The 14,899-nt window shown below is 47.0% G+C and carries 18 protein-coding genes; 14 read left to right on the plus strand and 4 right to left on the minus strand.

What is annotated here, in order from left to right; translation table 11 throughout:
• The first annotated feature begins 147 nt into the window (after nt 1-147).
• The 8 genes from C6Y45_RS16225 (at nt 148) to C6Y45_RS17725 (ending at nt 6,092) form a co-directional block, all read left to right on the plus strand.
• Nucleotides 148-801 (plus strand): alpha/beta fold hydrolase, encoded by a 654-nt coding sequence (locus tag C6Y45_RS16225; protein ID WP_160058459.1) that lies wholly within the window; start codon nt 148-150, stop codon nt 799-801.
• A gap of 14 nt (nt 802-815) precedes the next feature.
• Nucleotides 816-1,352, plus strand: coding sequence for an NADPH-dependent FMN reductase (locus C6Y45_RS16230; protein WP_107586272.1), 537 nt, complete (start codon nt 816-818; stop codon nt 1,350-1,352).
• 12 nt (nt 1,353-1,364) lie between these two features.
• On the plus strand, nt 1,365-2,321 hold the full coding sequence (locus C6Y45_RS16235) for a fumarylacetoacetate hydrolase family protein (protein WP_107586273.1): 957 nt from the start codon (nt 1,365-1,367) through the stop codon (nt 2,319-2,321).
• Between the two features lie 33 nt (nt 2,322-2,354).
• Nucleotides 2,355-3,116 (plus strand): enoyl-CoA hydratase/isomerase family protein, encoded by a 762-nt coding sequence (locus C6Y45_RS16240; RefSeq protein ID WP_245922693.1) that lies wholly within the window; start codon nt 2,355-2,357, stop codon nt 3,114-3,116.
• A gap of 26 nt (nt 3,117-3,142) precedes the next feature.
• A complete protein-coding gene (locus C6Y45_RS16245) occupies nt 3,143-4,504 on the plus strand; it encodes an amidohydrolase family protein (protein ID WP_107586275.1) in 1,362 nt (453 codons plus the stop codon).
• 85 nt (nt 4,505-4,589) lie between these two features.
• Nucleotides 4,590-4,934: a hypothetical protein gene (locus C6Y45_RS17720; protein WP_160058462.1), complete on the plus strand. Its 345-nt coding sequence runs from the start codon at nt 4,590-4,592 to the stop codon at nt 4,932-4,934.
• A gap of 267 nt (nt 4,935-5,201) precedes the next feature.
• A complete protein-coding gene (locus tag C6Y45_RS16255) occupies nt 5,202-5,858 on the plus strand; it encodes a reverse transcriptase-like protein (protein ID WP_107586277.1) in 657 nt (218 codons plus the stop codon).
• Nucleotides 5,859-5,945: 87 nt separating this feature from the next.
• Nucleotides 5,946-6,092: a hypothetical protein gene (locus C6Y45_RS17725; RefSeq protein WP_160058464.1), complete on the plus strand. Its 147-nt coding sequence runs from the start codon at nt 5,946-5,948 to the stop codon at nt 6,090-6,092.
• 211 nt (nt 6,093-6,303) lie between these two features.
• Here the strand turns inward: C6Y45_RS17725 and C6Y45_RS16260 are convergent, their stop codons facing one another.
• A complete protein-coding gene (locus tag C6Y45_RS16260) occupies nt 6,304-7,122 on the minus strand; it encodes a SurA N-terminal domain-containing protein (protein WP_107586278.1) in 819 nt (272 codons plus the stop codon).
• Nucleotides 7,123-7,453: 331 nt separating this feature from the next.
• Nucleotides 7,454-8,005 carry a M15 family metallopeptidase gene (locus C6Y45_RS16265; RefSeq protein WP_245922692.1) on the minus strand — a complete coding sequence of 184 codons (552 nt, stop codon included), beginning with the start codon at nt 8,003-8,005 and terminating at the stop codon, nt 7,454-7,456.
• A 160-nt stretch (nt 8,006-8,165) separates the two neighbouring features.
• Between C6Y45_RS16265 and C6Y45_RS16270 the strand changes: the two genes are divergently transcribed.
• The 5 genes from C6Y45_RS16270 to C6Y45_RS16290 all read left to right on the plus strand — a co-directional run bounded on the left by C6Y45_RS16270 (nt 8,166) and on the right by C6Y45_RS16290 (nt 13,148).
• Nucleotides 8,166-9,125 (plus strand): NAD-dependent epimerase/dehydratase family protein, encoded by a 960-nt coding sequence (locus C6Y45_RS16270; RefSeq protein ID WP_107586279.1) that lies wholly within the window; start codon nt 8,166-8,168, stop codon nt 9,123-9,125.
• Between the two features lie 139 nt (nt 9,126-9,264).
• Nucleotides 9,265-9,891, plus strand: coding sequence for an FMN-dependent NADH-azoreductase (locus C6Y45_RS16275; RefSeq protein ID WP_107586280.1), 627 nt, complete (start codon nt 9,265-9,267; stop codon nt 9,889-9,891).
• 381 nt (nt 9,892-10,272) lie between these two features.
• Nucleotides 10,273-11,190, plus strand: a complete 918-nt coding sequence (locus C6Y45_RS16280) for a helix-turn-helix domain-containing protein (RefSeq protein WP_107586281.1) — start codon at nt 10,273-10,275, stop codon at nt 11,188-11,190.
• A 133-nt stretch (nt 11,191-11,323) separates the two neighbouring features.
• Nucleotides 11,324-12,433 (plus strand): S8 family peptidase, encoded by a 1,110-nt coding sequence (locus tag C6Y45_RS16285; protein ID WP_107586282.1) that lies wholly within the window; start codon nt 11,324-11,326, stop codon nt 12,431-12,433.
• Nucleotides 12,434-12,599: 166 nt separating this feature from the next.
• Nucleotides 12,600-13,148 carry a macro domain-containing protein gene (locus C6Y45_RS16290; RefSeq protein ID WP_107586283.1) on the plus strand — a complete coding sequence of 183 codons (549 nt, stop codon included), beginning with the start codon at nt 12,600-12,602 and terminating at the stop codon, nt 13,146-13,148.
• Nucleotides 13,149-13,304: 156 nt separating this feature from the next.
• On the opposite strand, the gene C6Y45_RS16295 is transcribed toward C6Y45_RS16290, so the two are convergent.
• Nucleotides 13,305-14,216 carry an IS3 family transposase gene (locus tag C6Y45_RS16295; RefSeq protein ID WP_160058466.1) on the minus strand — a complete coding sequence of 304 codons (912 nt, stop codon included), beginning with the start codon at nt 14,214-14,216 and terminating at the stop codon, nt 13,305-13,307.
• Complete coding sequence (locus tag C6Y45_RS17880) at nt 14,180-14,509, minus strand: helix-turn-helix domain-containing protein (RefSeq protein ID WP_218017826.1); 330 nt, start codon at nt 14,507-14,509, stop codon at nt 14,180-14,182. The genes C6Y45_RS16295 and C6Y45_RS17880 overlap by 37 nt, the downstream gene beginning before the upstream one ends.
• An 87-nt stretch (nt 14,510-14,596) precedes the next feature.
• On the opposite strand from C6Y45_RS17880, the gene C6Y45_RS17885 reads away from it, so the two are divergent.
• Nucleotides 14,597-14,752, plus strand: a complete 156-nt coding sequence (locus tag C6Y45_RS17885; RefSeq protein ID WP_218017827.1) for a hypothetical protein — start codon at nt 14,597-14,599, stop codon at nt 14,750-14,752.
• The last annotated feature ends 147 nt before the right edge of the window (nt 14,753-14,899 follow it).

Below are 14,899 nucleotides of genomic sequence, written 5' to 3' on the forward strand. Positions count from 1 at the left end.
TCCCAAATGATCCTAAGACCATTATCTAGAAATATCTCGAGGTGTCCAAGAGGAAAGTATCCTTGAGAAGAAAGCAAGAGAAATTGATAAGTTCCAAAGGGACTTAAACATACTATACGAGGAGGGATCGATCTGAAACTCATATTTTTGCATGGATCGGGAGGAAGTGTAAGTAAATGGCGGCTGATTAAAAAGCATCTGGAAAATCCGGCTGATTTTCTTCCGCTGCATGAATTACAGCAGGGTCCGGACGTGACGATTTCCGATTACGCAGAAAGTGTCAAGAAGCATCTGGAAGAAGAAACTGTCGTGTGCGGCCATTCCATGGGCGGACTGATCGCACTGGAACTGATGGATCATCCGCTCGTTAAAGGTGTGGTGCTGCTTTCGAGTCATACAGAGCTGCCGGTGCATCCGAAAATTCTTCAGCAGCTTGCTTCCGGTACGTACCCGGAAGGACTGCTCCGTGCCATGTTTGCAGAAGAAACCGGCTCAGAGCTGCTGGAGGAAGAGAGAGAACGTTTGAAAAGCGTTTCCCTTAAAAAAACGTACAAGGATTTTGCCGCCTGTGACAGTTATAAAGAAGGAGCGGCGAAACTCCGTGGGTCGCAGACTCCACTGCTCGCTGTTTATGGAACCGGAGAAAAACTGCTGCCCCAGGGAGCGGAAGGAAATCTGCGGGGCGTGTACCCGGCTGCAGCAATTAAAAAAATTCCCGCAGCCGGTCACGATGTCATGCTTGAACAGCCGGAAAAAACAGCGGAGGCAGTTAATCGTTTCGTGAAGTCAGTGGAAAAATAAAGGAGCGTTTCACCGTGAAAATTGTAATGATAGTAGGAAGCATTCGAAAAGAATCGTACAATCAGCAGGTTGCTGATTTTATGACAAAAAGATTTAAAGACAAAATGACAATCGAACAGCTGGATATTAAAAGCCTTCCGTTTTTTAACCAGGATGAAGAAGAAGATCCGCCGGAAACTGTTAAAATCTTTAAAAATAAAATCAAAGAAGCTGATGGAGTACTGGTTGTAACACCGGAGTACAACCACTCCGTCCCGGGCATGCTGAAAAATGCAATTGACTGGGTTTCCCGCGGCGACCGGGTTATGACGGGAAAGCCAGTGATGATTGTCGGGGCAACGCCAGGATTTCTTGGAACAGTACGATGCCAGATTCATCTCCGTCAGATTATGGCGGCGCCGGGAGTCGGAGGAAGAGTACTGCCGGGCAATGAAGTTCTCATCGGAGGGGTGAACAAGAAGCTCGACGGGGAAGGCGGCATGACGGACACAGCAACTGTTGATTTTCTGGATACGGTAACGGACAATTTTGTGAAATTTGTTGAAGCATAAGGAGGAGTAAGGATGGGAATCAGAATCGTACGTTTTAATAAAGACGGAGTAAAATGGGGTGTGCTGGAAGAGGATACTATCTACGAAATTCCGGGGAAATATCCGACGCTCGCTGAGTTTCTTGAACAGGGAAGCGGGGAAGCGGCCTCCCTTGATAAAAACACCGCCGCATCGCTTGCGGTCTCGGACGTTGAACTGCTGTCCCCGGTAACATCCCCTGCCCAGATTGTTTGTCAGGGAGCGAACTACTCGGCCCACCGGGAAGAAGGGGGACTTGATGCCGGCCGGCCGCCGTTCAATATGATTTTCACGAAAGCACCGAGCTCCCTGACCGGGCCGGATCACGATATTGAATGTCCTTCTTCCGTTCAACTGCTCGATTACGAAATTGAGCTCGGACTCGTCTTTAAAAAGAAACTTTCCGAAAAGCTGCCCGAGAACTTCTCCAGCCTGTCGGACTACATCGCCGGATTTGTCATTACAAATGATGTATCTTCGAGGGACATGCAGTTTACAGAAAACCAGTGGTTTAAAGGAAAGAGTCTCAGAACATTCTGCCCGGCCGGACCGGTACTTTATTTAATTGATGAAGAAGAAGGGGCTAAAGTGCATGAAATGGAGCTGAAACTGACGGTGAACGGGGAGATCAGGCAGGAGGCTGGGACCTCCCAGCTGCTGTATAAGCCGGAGGAAACGCTCGTGGAACTTTCCGGAATGATGGATTTTTACCCAGGGGATCTTCTCATGACAGGAACCCCGGGAGGCGTCGCACTGAAGCTTTCCGCTGAAGAAATGAATCAGCTGCTCAATCCGTTTGAGAAGCTAGGTGATAAAGTGGAAACGCTGAATAAAAGTCAGAGCAGCAACGGAAAGTATTTAAAAGAAGGGGACGTTATCGTCAGTGAGATTAAAAGTACGGACGGAACAATTGATTTAGGGAAGCAGACTAATCGGGTCCGTTTCGTCTAAGGACCTGAAAAGAAAGGAAGTTTGAATGTGGAGATGCCTGCAGAGCAATCATCCAAAGATATTGTATTCAGTAAGCAGGGAGCTGTCGGTGTGGTAACTATTCAGCGGCCGGAAGCGGGAAATGCTCTTACACGGGAAATGTGGCAGGAGCTTTATGAAATAGGCAGAAAGCTGCACGAAGACAAAAATATCCGCTCGGTTCTTTTTGAAGGAACGGCAGGTGCTTTTACCGCCGGATCAGATATAAGAGAGTTCAGCCGGATGACGATTGAAGAAGCGGATGAAGCATTCCGGACGATGGAAAAGACGATCCGCTGTTTTGAAACCCTTCCGAAGCCGATTATCGCAGCAGTGGACGGTCCGGTATTTGGAGCAGGGTTTATTTTTTCTCTACGATTTGATTACACCATCGGTACAGCAGGAGCAAGAATGGGAATTCCAGTGGCCAGACTCGGTATACGGCTCGGAGCTGCTTTTCTGCGTCGGATCGAAAAAGCTCTTGGAACAAAGCAGGTACGGGCCCTCGTAGCCGGCAGCCACATATACAACGCAGAGGAAGCCCGTCAGCTGGGACTGCTGCAGGAGATTGTGCCGGAACGACAGCTCCGGGAAAAAGCTTCAGCGAAAGCGGAGGAAGCAGCCCGTGTTTCTCCGGGGACGCTGGAAGTGTTCAACCGCTGGATGGATGAAACAACAGACGATCAGTTTCTGTACGCTGATCCGGAGGACTTCCACGAAGGATGCCTGGCTTTTATAGAAAAAAGAGAGCCGCGGTTTCCTTCTGTTTACAGTTAAAATCCGTATAAAAGGAGCAGAATACTATGCAGAAAACGTTATTAAAGGGCGGGACTGTCCTTTCGATGGACCGTAACGTCGGCGACTTTAAACAGGCAGATGTATTATTTGAAGGAGATGAAATTCTGGAAGTTAAACCGGAGATTGAAGACCATGGGTATGAAATTATCGATGCACAGGACATGATAGTTCTGCCTGGTTTCGTGGACAGCCACCGTCATACGTGGGAATCGGTTGTCCGCAACGTCGGTGCGGACTGGTCCCTTCAGAAATATCTGGGGAGTATTTATTACGGAAATATCGGCTCTATGCGGCGTCCGCAGGATGATTACATCGGTAACCTGCTCGGTGCCGTGGAAGCACTGGATGCAGGGGTGACCACACTGCTGGACTGGACGATGGTTATCTCGAGAGACCACACAGAAGAAATGATCCGCGGCCTCAAAGAAAGCGGGGTCCGGGCTGTTTTCGCCCACGGATGTCCTGGAGACGGGGACTATTGGAACGGGGAGAGCACGCTGGATAACAGTGAAGATGCCAGGTGGATCAAGGAACGTTATTTTTCTTCCAAAGATCAGCTGCTTACGATGGGCCTTGCCGTCCGCGGCCCGGAATTCTGTTCGTGGGACACCTCTGTCAAAGAAATTAAGCTGGCAAGGGAGCTGGATGCCGTTTGTTCCATGCATTTAGGCTTTGGAACGTGGGGTGGAGCCGCCCGTTCTATTGAAAAACTCCACAATGCCGGACTGCTTGGCCCGGATTTGAATTTTGCACATGCCAACGCCGTAAGCCCGGAAGAAATCAAGCTGCTTGCAGAACATGGAGGAAGCGTTTCCGTCACGCCGGAAATTGAGATGATGATGGGGCACGGCTACCCGGCGACAGGTCTCTGTCTCGAAAATGGCATAAATCCGGCACTCGGTGTGGACGTCGTGACTTCCACAGGCGGAGATATGTTTGCTCAGATGAAATTTGCCCTTCAGGCAGAGCGGTCACGGGTAAATGAAAAACAGCTGGCAGAAGGGGAGATGCCGGGACCCGATTTAAATATTTCAGCAAAGAAAATATTGGAAATGGCGACGATTGACAGTGCCCGCAGCCTTCTTCTCGATGATAAAATCGGTTCTCTTACCCCGGGTAAGCAGGCGGACATCCAAATGATCCGTAAGACAGATCTGAATATGTTCCCGCTGAATGATCCGGCAGGTGCTGTCGTGCAGTGCGCTCATACAGGCAATGTGGACAGTGTTTTTGTAGCAGGAAAACCAGTAAAGCGAGACGGCAGAATGCTTCACACAGATAACAGGAAACTCCGTCAGCTGGCGGATGATGCGAGAGATCATATCTTTTCAAGCTACGGCAATCCGGATAATGCCTGGCTGATTTAGAGAGCAGAAAAATCCGGCTGTAATAAACACCTTCATGACAAAAAGTGTCATGAAGGTCAGGCTGTTTATAAAGTGTTTTTTATACATGCCTATGCAATTTCCTGCTTTCGCCTCCGCAGGACGCTTTCCGGGCGGGCCGGCTTCAGCTAATTTCTTCCTCCCACTGCTCGGAAGAAATGGATCTTCAGCTCGTCCTATCTCGCCTCGGAGTCGCCTGCTGCAGCTCCAGCAGGAAAATAAAAAGAAGGTTTCTCTTCTAAAAAACGTGTTGATTCCGCCCTTTCTTCCATTCAGGAGAGGCATTTTCCTCCGGAACGTCCGGCGGGGACGCCGGTGGGATAAAGCGAAGTCGGAAGATCCTTTTCCATGGCGCAGGCCATGGAAAATAGCTGACGACAAGCCCACGGCAAGCTTCCGCCGGGGAGTGTAGGAGGAAGCTATACATTCAGAAGAATAATTATTCTGAAATCAAGACTTAATCAACACTCTGAAACACCTTCATGACAAAAAGTGTCATGAAGGTGTTTTATTTATGAATTAACCGGTTCGTTTCTCCCGACAGGCTGAATCTTTTTGAGAAATATACTTGTTTGTGACAAAATAATACATATAAAAAGATTGTATGCTTCTGATCGATCGTGCTGCATCGAATGGAAACGATAAACTTCGATAAGAAGGAAAGAATGAGGGGACGCAGATGAAAGGCTGGCTGGAGTTTACCTATAAAACAAAAAAAGGGTTGGAAACGACCATGACTTCGGATGAACTTGTGATGGAGGAAGCGGTTCTTTTTGCAGAGGATCTGCAGCGTACCGGGAGGGTAAAGGAAGTTGTGTTTCTGGATGATAGGGACAGTTACTGGACTGTCAAGGAAATGCATAAATACCTTCAGGAAGTGGAGACGGAACCGCATAATATAACCGTATACTTTGACGGGAATTTTGACCGGGATCAAAAAAGAGCCGGAATAGGGCTGGCCGTCTATTACGAAAAGAATGGGAAACGCTTCCGGACAAGAAAAAATCTTCTCATGGATCACCTGGAAACAAATAATGAAGCGGAGTATGCGGCTCTTTATGCCGGGGTGGAGGAGCTGGTGAAGCTTGAAGTCAGGCACATGCCGGTGCGTTTCGCCGGAGATTCCCAGGTCGTTATTAACCAGCTGTCCGGAGAATGGCCGTGTCTGGAAGAAAAACTGCACCGCTGGGCGGATAAAATTGAAGCCGAACTTAAACAACACGGCGTTACTCCGGAATTCCACCTTCTAGACAGAAAAAACAATCAGGAGGCGGATCAGCTTGCTTCGCAGGCTTTGAAAAATATCAGCATATCCAGCAGTCTGGAACTTAATTGAAAGTAGGCATCGTCAACCGTCTGAAAGCAGGAGGGCGTTATTATTAATAATAATTCTGAAGAAGAAATCCGCAGGGAATTAAACAGCATGCGGAAAACGCTGGAAGAAATAAATCAGAAGATGGAGCCGGCTGAATCAAAAAGTCTTTTGAAAGAAAGTGTTCGTGCGCTTCTCATAGGGATTTTCCTTATCGGACCGGCGGGAGCGGTACTGCTGGCGGTATTTTCCTTGTAAAATAGGCTTCTGCTTTTATATGAAGTTTTGTATGTACTATCTGCCTGCAGGCTGAAAGGGTCTATGAATATTTTGTTAATGGATAAGACGGAGGTCTGCACCTGCTGCAGAATTATAGATAAAAACACTTTAACAGGCTGAAAAACCCCCTCTTTTTGTGAAGAAGGGGTTTCAGCTTGTTATATTTAAAAAAACGTGTTTTCGGCAGTAATTACAGGTGTACAGTAACGTCAGCGTCTTCGCGGAGTTCATCCACGACTGCTTCGGTCTGCTCTGCCTGCTGTTCTGATTGAGCCTGTGCTTCCAGTTCCGGTTTGATTTCTTCAAAAGAAGGAAGTTCCATGTCATCTCCACCTTCGCCCATTTCTTCCTGCTGGGCAACGAGCTGTTCATACATTTCTTCCAGCTCTTCGTCAGAAACTTCTGCTTCTCCGGCTTCATCTTCAATTACTTTTTCCATTTTGATCTGTGTTTCGATTTCTTCCATGGCATCTTCTGTATCCATGCCCTGCTCTTCCAGTGCTGCAAGGAGCTCATCTCCGGACTCCATACCGCTCTGGGCAGCGATTTCATCGAGCATTTCTTCTATTTCTTCGTCAGAGGCTTCATAATCACGCTCTTCTGCTTCCTGAAGAAGCAGTTCCGTGCCTACCATACTTTCGGCAACATCCTGCTGAAGCTGTTCTTCATCCGCTTCTTCACCAGTCATCTGCGCCTGCTGCATCTGCTGCATGAAAGCATCCTGATAGACTCCTTCAAATTCTTCTTTAGTAATCTCTTCACCATTTACTTCGGCTACAATGTCCGGAATATCTTCTGTATCAGGTTCAGGCATTTCACCGTGAGGCTCCTCAGCTGGATCTCCAGCCTGGTCACCGGCAGCTTCTTCATCTGCAGTTTCTTCAGCTCCGGCGTTTTCCTCCGGCTGGTTTTCTTCTCCTGCGTTTAAATCATTCCCATTATCACCACACGCAGCCATAAAAGTTAGAACGGAAGCAGCAGCTGCGCTTAAGTACATTTTTTTCTTCATGTTGAATGACTCCCCCTTCAAAAACTTGTTAGTGAGGAGTGTAACACAGGTGCCGACCCGCTCAAACAAGAAAGATCGAGAGAGAAGCCCGGTATATTAATTTGTGTGAAATGCTGGTAAGGAGTAGAACATACAGAAGCCGGCAAATGGGTGTTCAATGCAGAAAGACGGGGAGGAGAGGTAAAATATAAAAAATAGTGTAACTGGAGAAAAGAGAGGAAGTCCGGCAAATGTTTTCCCATAAACAGGATGTTTTAAACGACCCGGTCTGCTGAAAGATTGAGGAGTGTTCTCAATGAAAAGAAAAATTGTCAATCTGTGAAAGAGGCTGCTATTGAACTCCGGCAGCCTCTTTCAGTTCCTGAATCGACAATCCAAAAGACATCTGGAGGTGAGGATAATCCTTGAAGTGATCCCAGTCACCACCCCACTCAAAGCCCAGATCCTTAGCTATATCAACCACTTCAAGCCAGTCCGCCTGACCGCTGCCGTTAAAGTCACTTTCGATATCCCAGACGACGCTGCCTTCCGGACTGCGCAGTGCAAAATCAACGGCCAGTCCGTAGTTGTGATAGGATTCTCCTCCGGCAGCATTTGTAACAATATCGCCATCGGCTGAACGGCCCCGTTCATAGAGGGCCTGCTGTTCTTCGATGGAGCGGTAGTCTTCAGTAATGACAATATCAATACCCCGCTCTGCAGCTTTATCTTTTAATTCTTCCTTTTTATCTTCAACAATCGGGTGCAGGCCATCCTGAGCGGCAGCTTCGGAGGCGGTCACCCGCGGATCCCTTTCTTCCTCTGTCAACTCCGGCCAGCCGATTTCACTGTAGGAAAACGCAGCAAGAGCAGTGACAGCAAAAAGAATCATAATAATTTTCATGACAGCGTCTCCCACCCCCCGGAATCACTTATAAAAAACAATTTATTAACAAACTTCCTGATTAATAATATCACAGTTTCCTTCAAAAGGAGGATTTCCTGTTTCAAACCGGGTATAGATAAGTAAACGGAGCCGCTGTTTACAGAAGGAGGAGAAAATAATGAGTCAGCCACTGCATGTAGTGCTTGGAGCGTCCGGTGCCGCCGGAAGGGAAGTAGTGAAAGCTCTTAAAGAAAGAAACGAGGAAGTGCGGGCTGCTTCGAGGTCGAAAGAGTTTGAGGACATCGAGACGGTTCCTGCTGACCTGCGTTATCTGGCTCAGGCAGAGGAGTCTGTATCCGGAGCGGACTACGTCTATTTATGCGCCGGTCTTCCTTATGATACGAAAGTGTGGGAAAAAGAATGGCCGCTTATTATGAATAATGTCATTACTGCCTGTGAGAAGACAGAAGCCCGGTTGATTTTTCTGGATAATATTTATATGTACGGACCTCCGCCGCTTCGGCTGCCTTTTTCGGAAGAACATCCGCAGAAGCCATCTTCCAGAAAAGGAAAAGTACGTAAGAAAATAGCGGATGCTCTTATGCTTGCCCACCGGACAGGTCGGGTAAGAGCGGTGATCGGCCGGTCGGCTGATTTTTACGGGCCGGGAGTGGAAAAAAGTATTTTGTATATCTCCTTTCTCGAGAGGATGCTGAAAAACAAAAATCCCCAATTCATCGGTAAAGATCCCAAGTTAAGCCGTACCTTTGCCTACACTCCGGATATTGGGCGGGCACTGAGAACCCTCGCGCTGGATGAAGACACGTACGGCAAAGTATGGCATCTGCCGGTCAGTGAGCCGGTAACAATGGTTAATGCCGCTGCAGAGTTTAATCGAGTACTTGGGACCGACCGGAAAGTGAAAACGATACCGAGAAAAATGTTTTCAGCTGCCGGGGCCTTCTCTTCCGATTTAAGGGAAGTGAAAGAAATGCTGTACCAGTATGATCATCCGTATATTATGAGCACGGCTCAATTTCATGCCCGCTTTCCGGACTTTCAGGCTGTGACGTTCCGGGAAGGCGCCCGGGAAATGGCTCATTCGTTTATGGAGGAGAAAGCCATAACAGCAAAATAAGCATGTTTATTATGAAATAACCTTAAAAGTCTGCAGGCAGAGAAAATAGCTGAAGCGTTTCGTTTGATTCTTTCTGAAAGGATCTTTATACTATATTTTTGTAAGTGAAAAATCAGTATATCTTCAGGAGGAATCATACATGGCAAACGTATTATTTATTAAAGCAAATTCCCGTCCGGACGACCAGGCGGTCAGTGTACAGATGTACAACAAATTCAAGGATAATTACTTGAAGGAAAATCCTAACGACCGTATACAGGAACTGGATCTCTTTAAGGAGAACCTTCCTTATTACGATGTGGATAAAATTCACGGTATGTTTAAAACAGCAAAAGGGATCGAAATGACGAAGGAAGAAGAAGAAGCGGCAGAGCTTGTAAAAGGCTATCTGAACCAGTTTCTTGAAGCAGATAAAGTAGTTATCGCTTTTCCACTCTGGAACTTCAGCGTACCAGCTGTTCTTCACACGTACTTCGACTACCTCTGTCAGGCAGGGACGACGTTCCGCTATACAGAAGCAGGACCGGAAGGCTTAATGTCCAACAAAAAAGTAATGCTTCTTAACGCCCGCGGCGGTGTGTACTCTGAAGGCGCAGCTGCTTCCATGGAAATGGCAGTCAACTACGTAGAGACGATCATGCAGTTTTTCGGCATCGAAAACCGTTCCAGCGTTATTATCGAAGGACACAATCAGTTCCCTGATAAAGCGAAGGAAATTATCGAAGAAGGACTTCAGAAAACAGAACAGCAGGCGGCAAACTTCTAATAAAAGCCAATAAGAAAGACCCCGGGGGGGTGCTCCGGGGTCTTTCTCTTATTATTTAGAGGGGGTATTTATCTATGTCTATAAGGTAGATCACCCAGAGGCTGGAATAATTCAACAGCACCAGCAGGTAAAGCGAATATCATAAGCGCCAACAGAGTGAAGAAAAATATTTTCATAAATAAAAAACCTCCTCATAGATTATAAGAATGTGTTCAGGCTGTGAACATCTCCTTGAGTGAATTATGACATATACTTATATAAGGTGCTTTTTGCGTTTATCGGATTTATACCCGGATTAATATAATATTGCTTGGTTTTTCTTTACATTAAGGTAAAATATATTCATATAGGAATAAACTGAAAAAGAGGGGGGAAGGAAGTATGGAAATTGAATTCGGGCGGAAAATAAAAGAACTCCGGCATTTTTATGGGATCTCACAAAAAGAAGTCTGTGAGGGGATATGTAATCAAAGTTATATCAGCAAGCTGGAAAAGGGGATGGTGCATCCGTCCGCAAATATGCTGGCAATGATTGCCGATAGGCTTGGAGTAAGTCCCCAATATTTCTTTGATGATTTTGCAGATGTTACAAAAGTAAACTATGTTTATCAAGTGATCGATTATATTTCAAAAAATATGGAACGGGCTAAGTACGAGGAAGTTCTGGAAATGGTAGAAGGAGAGAAAAATAATCCTTTGTTTAAGAGACCGCATTTACAGCAGTTTCTTTTATGGCGTAAGGGTATCTGTATTTACCATTTGTATGGAGATGAAGCAGAAGCAGTAGCTCTTTTTGATCAGTCTTTAGCACACTCGGAAACAACCAATAAAAACAAGTCGGAAAGAGAACTGGATATTTTACTTAGTAAAGCAATTATTTATAGTCTTGAAGAGAAATATCCCGAAGCAAATGAAATATACGAAAAACTTCTTTTCGCTAGCAGAAAACACCCATATTTACCTAATGAAACATTAATTCCAGTAATCTATTATAATTATAGTAAAAATAATTATTCACAAAATAAATATTCTAAAGCCCTAGAGCTAGCAAAAAAAGGTGTAATTGTCTCTTTAGAACACAACTCGATATATATGCTCGGAGATCTTTATTTTCAATGCGGAAAGTGTTTATGGTTTTCAAATAAAGCCAGTCTTAAAGAATCACTGCATTACCTGGAAATGTCCAAGCAGGTTTTTATTTTAAGAGAAAACGAAGAGTTTGCAGAATTAGTTCAGGAAGAAATCGATGAAATTAAAGCAGAGGCAGCGGAAACAGAAGGAGAAAATATTCCTGAATGAATAATTGTTAAGCAGCGGAGCGTGTGGATGCTTTACCGCTTTTACGTTCCGTCTGAGCAGTCCGCATAAGAAATTCACTGTAGTGAAATTCTTTCTATACTTGCAGGAATTCTTAATAGAGGAGGCAGTTATTATGTGGAGAAAAATTAGTTTTATGACAGCCATAATGCTTGCAGCACTGTTTATGCTCGCGGGGACAGCTGGGGCAGAAGGTGCTGAAAAGAAGGAATATCTCATTGGTTTCCATACGAGCCCCGATGAGGAAACGGTCAATTTCGCCGGTGGGGAAGTCATCCGTGAATACGACTACATGGATGTGCTGCACGTGACTCTGCCGGAACCGGCGGTGAACGGACTGGAGAACAATCCGAATATAGCTTTTATTGAAGAAAACATTGAAGTACAGACAGCCCAGACAGTGCCGTGGGGCATTGACCGTCTGGAAGCTCCATCCATTCACAGCAGTGGTCTTACGGGAAGCGGAGTTTCGGTAGCAGTTCTTGATACGGGAATTGAAGCTTCACATTCCGACTTGAATGTACAGGGAGGAGAAAGCTTTGTAAGCGGGGAGCCTGATCCATATTCAGATAGTAACGGGCATGGAACCCATGTGGCAGGGACAGTCGGAGCACTTGATAATTCCCACGGTGTTCTTGGAGTCGCTCCGGCAGCTGATCTGTACGCTGTAAAAGTACTCGGTGCTGAAGGCGGGGGAACACTGGATGGTATTATTGCAGGAATTGAGTGGTCCATTGCCAGCGATATGGACGTAATAAATATGAGTCTTGGTACGCCGACTCATTCCCAGGCGATGGAAACAGCAAGCAATAACGCTGCCGACGCAGGAATACTTGTTATTGCCGCAGCCGGTAATGATGGAACAAACTGGTTTGGCAGCAACACCATTAACTACCCGGCACGTTATGATTCTGTAATGGCGGTAGGAGCACTCGACAGCAATGATAACCGTGCTTCTTTCTCCAGTGTAGGTAATGAACTGGAAGTGATGGCGCCGGGAGCAGATATTAACAGTACGTATCCCGGAAACTCCTACGCTTCCCTGAACGGAACGTCCATGGCAGCACCTCACGCAGCAGGAGCTGCAGCTCTGATGATGGATAACAATCCATCGCTTTCCAGTGAGGACGTACGAAGCACGCTGAATGAAACGGCAGATGATCTCGGCAGTACCTTTTACTACGGAAACGGCGTAATCAATCTTCCGGAAGCACTATATCAGTAATTAAAAATTTGAACAGCCTGCCACGTCGGCAGGCTGTTTTTTTATTGTTTCAGCTGCAAATGTTATTTGTTAAATGAAAAATAAAAATGGCGGAAAGGTGTCTCAGTTTCAGAAAATAGGGAACTTACATATAATAAGACTAAACAATATACGGGAGGAATGAAACATGGAAGTCGATGTACACGGTCTGACGCTGGAAATCGTCCGGGGGGATATAACGAGACAGGAGGATGTGGAGTGTATTGTCAGTGGGGCGGAATCACGCATCCTGAAAAGTGAAGGTGTTTCAGGAGCAGTACAGCGCATCGGCGGTCCGCAGCTCACAGAAGCAGTCAGAAGAATGACACCGGTACGTCCTGGAGAAGCCTTTATTACCGAAGGGTATTACCTACCCAATGACTACGTGATTCACTGCCGCGGGCCGGTCTACAAAAGAGATATACCGGCAGATGTGCTTCTTGTAACCTGCTACCGGAATATCCTTGCACTTGCCGAAAAATACCATATTGAAACGATCGCCCTTCCGGCGCTGGCGACAGGGAGGGGAGGATACCCTTTTCATGAAGCCGCGGAAATGGCCCTTCATACCGTGATCGAGCAGGCACAGTACTTGAAATATGTGAAAAGAGTTCGTTTCGTACTCGACAGTGCTGAAAAAATCGTCCGCTTTAAAGCTTCCATGAATGAAATTACTGTAGAAAAAGAATTATCCTGAAACGCGTGCTCTATCACATCCTCTGAAAAGAGATGGTAACAGGGGAAGATGCTTTGAAAATCCGGTGCAGCTTTTCTGAAAATATTATTTAACCGCTAAAAAGGCCGTCCCGGTATGAACAGCTCCCCGTCAAGTAGACAACGAAATAATAAAACGTCAGGCTACAGCCTGGTTCCGGTATTCGACCGGGGCCAGGCTGTTTAATTTCTTCTGGTATCGTTCATGGTTGTAAAAATAGATGTAGTCGTCGATGTCCTCGCACAGCGCCTGGAAATGGGCATAGTTTTTCCGATGATACCGTTCCGTTTTCAGGTGGCTGAAAAAGCTCTCGATCGGCGCATTATCAATACAGTTGCCCACCCGGGACATGCTCCGTTCCATCTGGTACGCGGTCGTCTGGAGCCGGTACCTTTTGGAGGTATACTGGCTGCCCCGGTCGCTGTGCAGAAGCGGGTGAGCGGTCGGATGGGCGGCCTTTGCTTTACGGAGGGTCTCCAGCACCAGGTCGTTGTCGTTGAAATGGCCGACGTGGTACGCCACGATCGATCCGTCATACAGGTCTTTAATGGCGCTCAAGTACGCTTTTTTGCCCTTCCCATACCGGAGATAGGTGATGTCGGTCACCCATTTTTCATTGGGAGCTTCTGCCTGGAACTCCCGTTCCAACAGGTTTTCTTCGATATTTTTATAGCTGGTTTTCGTACAGCCGGACGTTTTCATGCGGATCAGGGATTTTAATCCGAGAAGACGCATCAGCCGCAGAATCCGTTTGGGGTTATACTGCTTCTTGTACCGGCGGTTGATCGTCATGGTCAGACGGCGGTATCCAAGAATGCCTCCGAAGTCGGCGAAGAGACGCCTGATCCGGGTCATCAGCCGGGTATTTTCCTGATGGTCGGCGGTCGGTTCATAGCGCCGCCACTTATAGTATCCCGAACGGGAGACTCCGAGCACCCGGCACAACAGCGTAATCGGAAGCCCGGTGTCGGCATGGTATTCATCAATGGCCTGGTACCGGTGCAGGTGCCGGCCTAGCTGCGGCGATCCCTCCTTTCGATTTCCTTCCACTTTTTTAAGAGGCCGTTCTCCGTCTCCAGGTACTGCGTACGGTGCTCCAGTTCCCGGATCCGTTGTTTCAGCTTTTCTTCGTCGGTCAGGGCTTCCCGGGATTCCAGGTTCTTTCCGCGGCGGTCCTGCAGCCCCGTTTCTCCCTGGGCTTCATACTTTCGGACCCAGCTGTACACCTGCTGGTAGGACACCTCATACGCTTCTGCCGTATGCTGGTAGTCTTTATCCCGGGCCAGCGCTGCCCGGACAATCTCCAGCCGTTCCTTAAAAGTCGTTGGTCGTCCGTTCGTCATGGGGGATCGTCCTTTCCTGGGGGATGGATCGTTCTTTCCCTCAGTATACGCACGAATCCACCGACGTAAAACCGATGGGGAGGAAAGATGATACGTTTTACAAATATCCCACTGGCTTCCCCGGCCCTGAAGAAAATCATCGACGGCCCTGGATTTGACAGCTTCCGGATACGGCTTCCAGGTTTTCTTCGGCTGGAGGCCGGAAGGTCCGCTGGTCTGGTACTTCTGAATCCACATCTTTAAGGTGAAGGGAGAAATACCCGCTTGATGCTACTCTAAAAACTGGACACAGCTAATTGGGGGAAAGCATGTATAATGATCTGTACATGGAACCCACATTAGAGGAGTGTTCAAGATGGTAAAACGAAAATATGATAAAGAGTTTAAACT

The organism is Alkalicoccus saliphilus (genome assembly GCF_003044065.1).
In the GTDB taxonomy this organism is placed as follows: domain Bacteria; phylum Bacillota; class Bacilli; order Bacillales; family Salisediminibacteriaceae; genus Alkalicoccus; species Alkalicoccus saliphilus.

What these genes read in the sequence shown, in the direction of transcription:
- C6Y45_RS16280 (WP_107586281.1), top strand. Translation starts at nt 10,273, where the DNA reads ATGGAAATTGAATTCGGGCGGAAAATAAAAGAACTCCGGCATTTTTAT.
- C6Y45_RS16240 (WP_245922693.1), top strand. Translation starts at nt 2,355, where the DNA reads ATGCCTGCAGAGCAATCATCCAAAGATATTGTATTCAGTAAGCAGGGA.
- C6Y45_RS16265 (WP_245922692.1), bottom strand. Translation starts at nt 8,005, where the DNA reads ATGAAAATTATTATGATTCTTTTTGCTGTCACTGCTCTTGCTGCGTTT.
- C6Y45_RS16270 (WP_107586279.1), top strand. Translation starts at nt 8,166, where the DNA reads ATGAGTCAGCCACTGCATGTAGTGCTTGGAGCGTCCGGTGCCGCCGGA.
- C6Y45_RS17885 (WP_218017827.1), top strand. Translation starts at nt 14,597, where the DNA reads ATGATACGTTTTACAAATATCCCACTGGCTTCCCCGGCCCTGAAGAAA.
- C6Y45_RS16235 (WP_107586273.1), top strand. Translation starts at nt 1,365, where the DNA reads ATGGGAATCAGAATCGTACGTTTTAATAAAGACGGAGTAAAATGGGGT.
- C6Y45_RS17725 (WP_160058464.1), top strand. Translation starts at nt 5,946, where the DNA reads ATGCGGAAAACGCTGGAAGAAATAAATCAGAAGATGGAGCCGGCTGAA.
- C6Y45_RS17720 (WP_160058462.1), top strand. Translation starts at nt 4,590, where the DNA reads ATGCCTATGCAATTTCCTGCTTTCGCCTCCGCAGGACGCTTTCCGGGC.
- C6Y45_RS16255 (WP_107586277.1), top strand. Translation starts at nt 5,202, where the DNA reads ATGAAAGGCTGGCTGGAGTTTACCTATAAAACAAAAAAAGGGTTGGAA.
- C6Y45_RS16285 (WP_107586282.1), top strand. Translation starts at nt 11,324, where the DNA reads ATGTGGAGAAAAATTAGTTTTATGACAGCCATAATGCTTGCAGCACTG.
- C6Y45_RS16290 (WP_107586283.1), top strand. Translation starts at nt 12,600, where the DNA reads ATGGAAGTCGATGTACACGGTCTGACGCTGGAAATCGTCCGGGGGGAT.
- C6Y45_RS16245 (WP_107586275.1), top strand. Translation starts at nt 3,143, where the DNA reads ATGCAGAAAACGTTATTAAAGGGCGGGACTGTCCTTTCGATGGACCGT.
- C6Y45_RS17880 (WP_218017826.1), bottom strand. Translation starts at nt 14,509, where the DNA reads ATGACGAACGGACGACCAACGACTTTTAAGGAACGGCTGGAGATTGTC.
- C6Y45_RS16260 (WP_107586278.1), bottom strand. Translation starts at nt 7,122, where the DNA reads ATGAAGAAAAAAATGTACTTAAGCGCAGCTGCTGCTTCCGTTCTAACT.
- C6Y45_RS16275 (WP_107586280.1), top strand. Translation starts at nt 9,265, where the DNA reads ATGGCAAACGTATTATTTATTAAAGCAAATTCCCGTCCGGACGACCAG.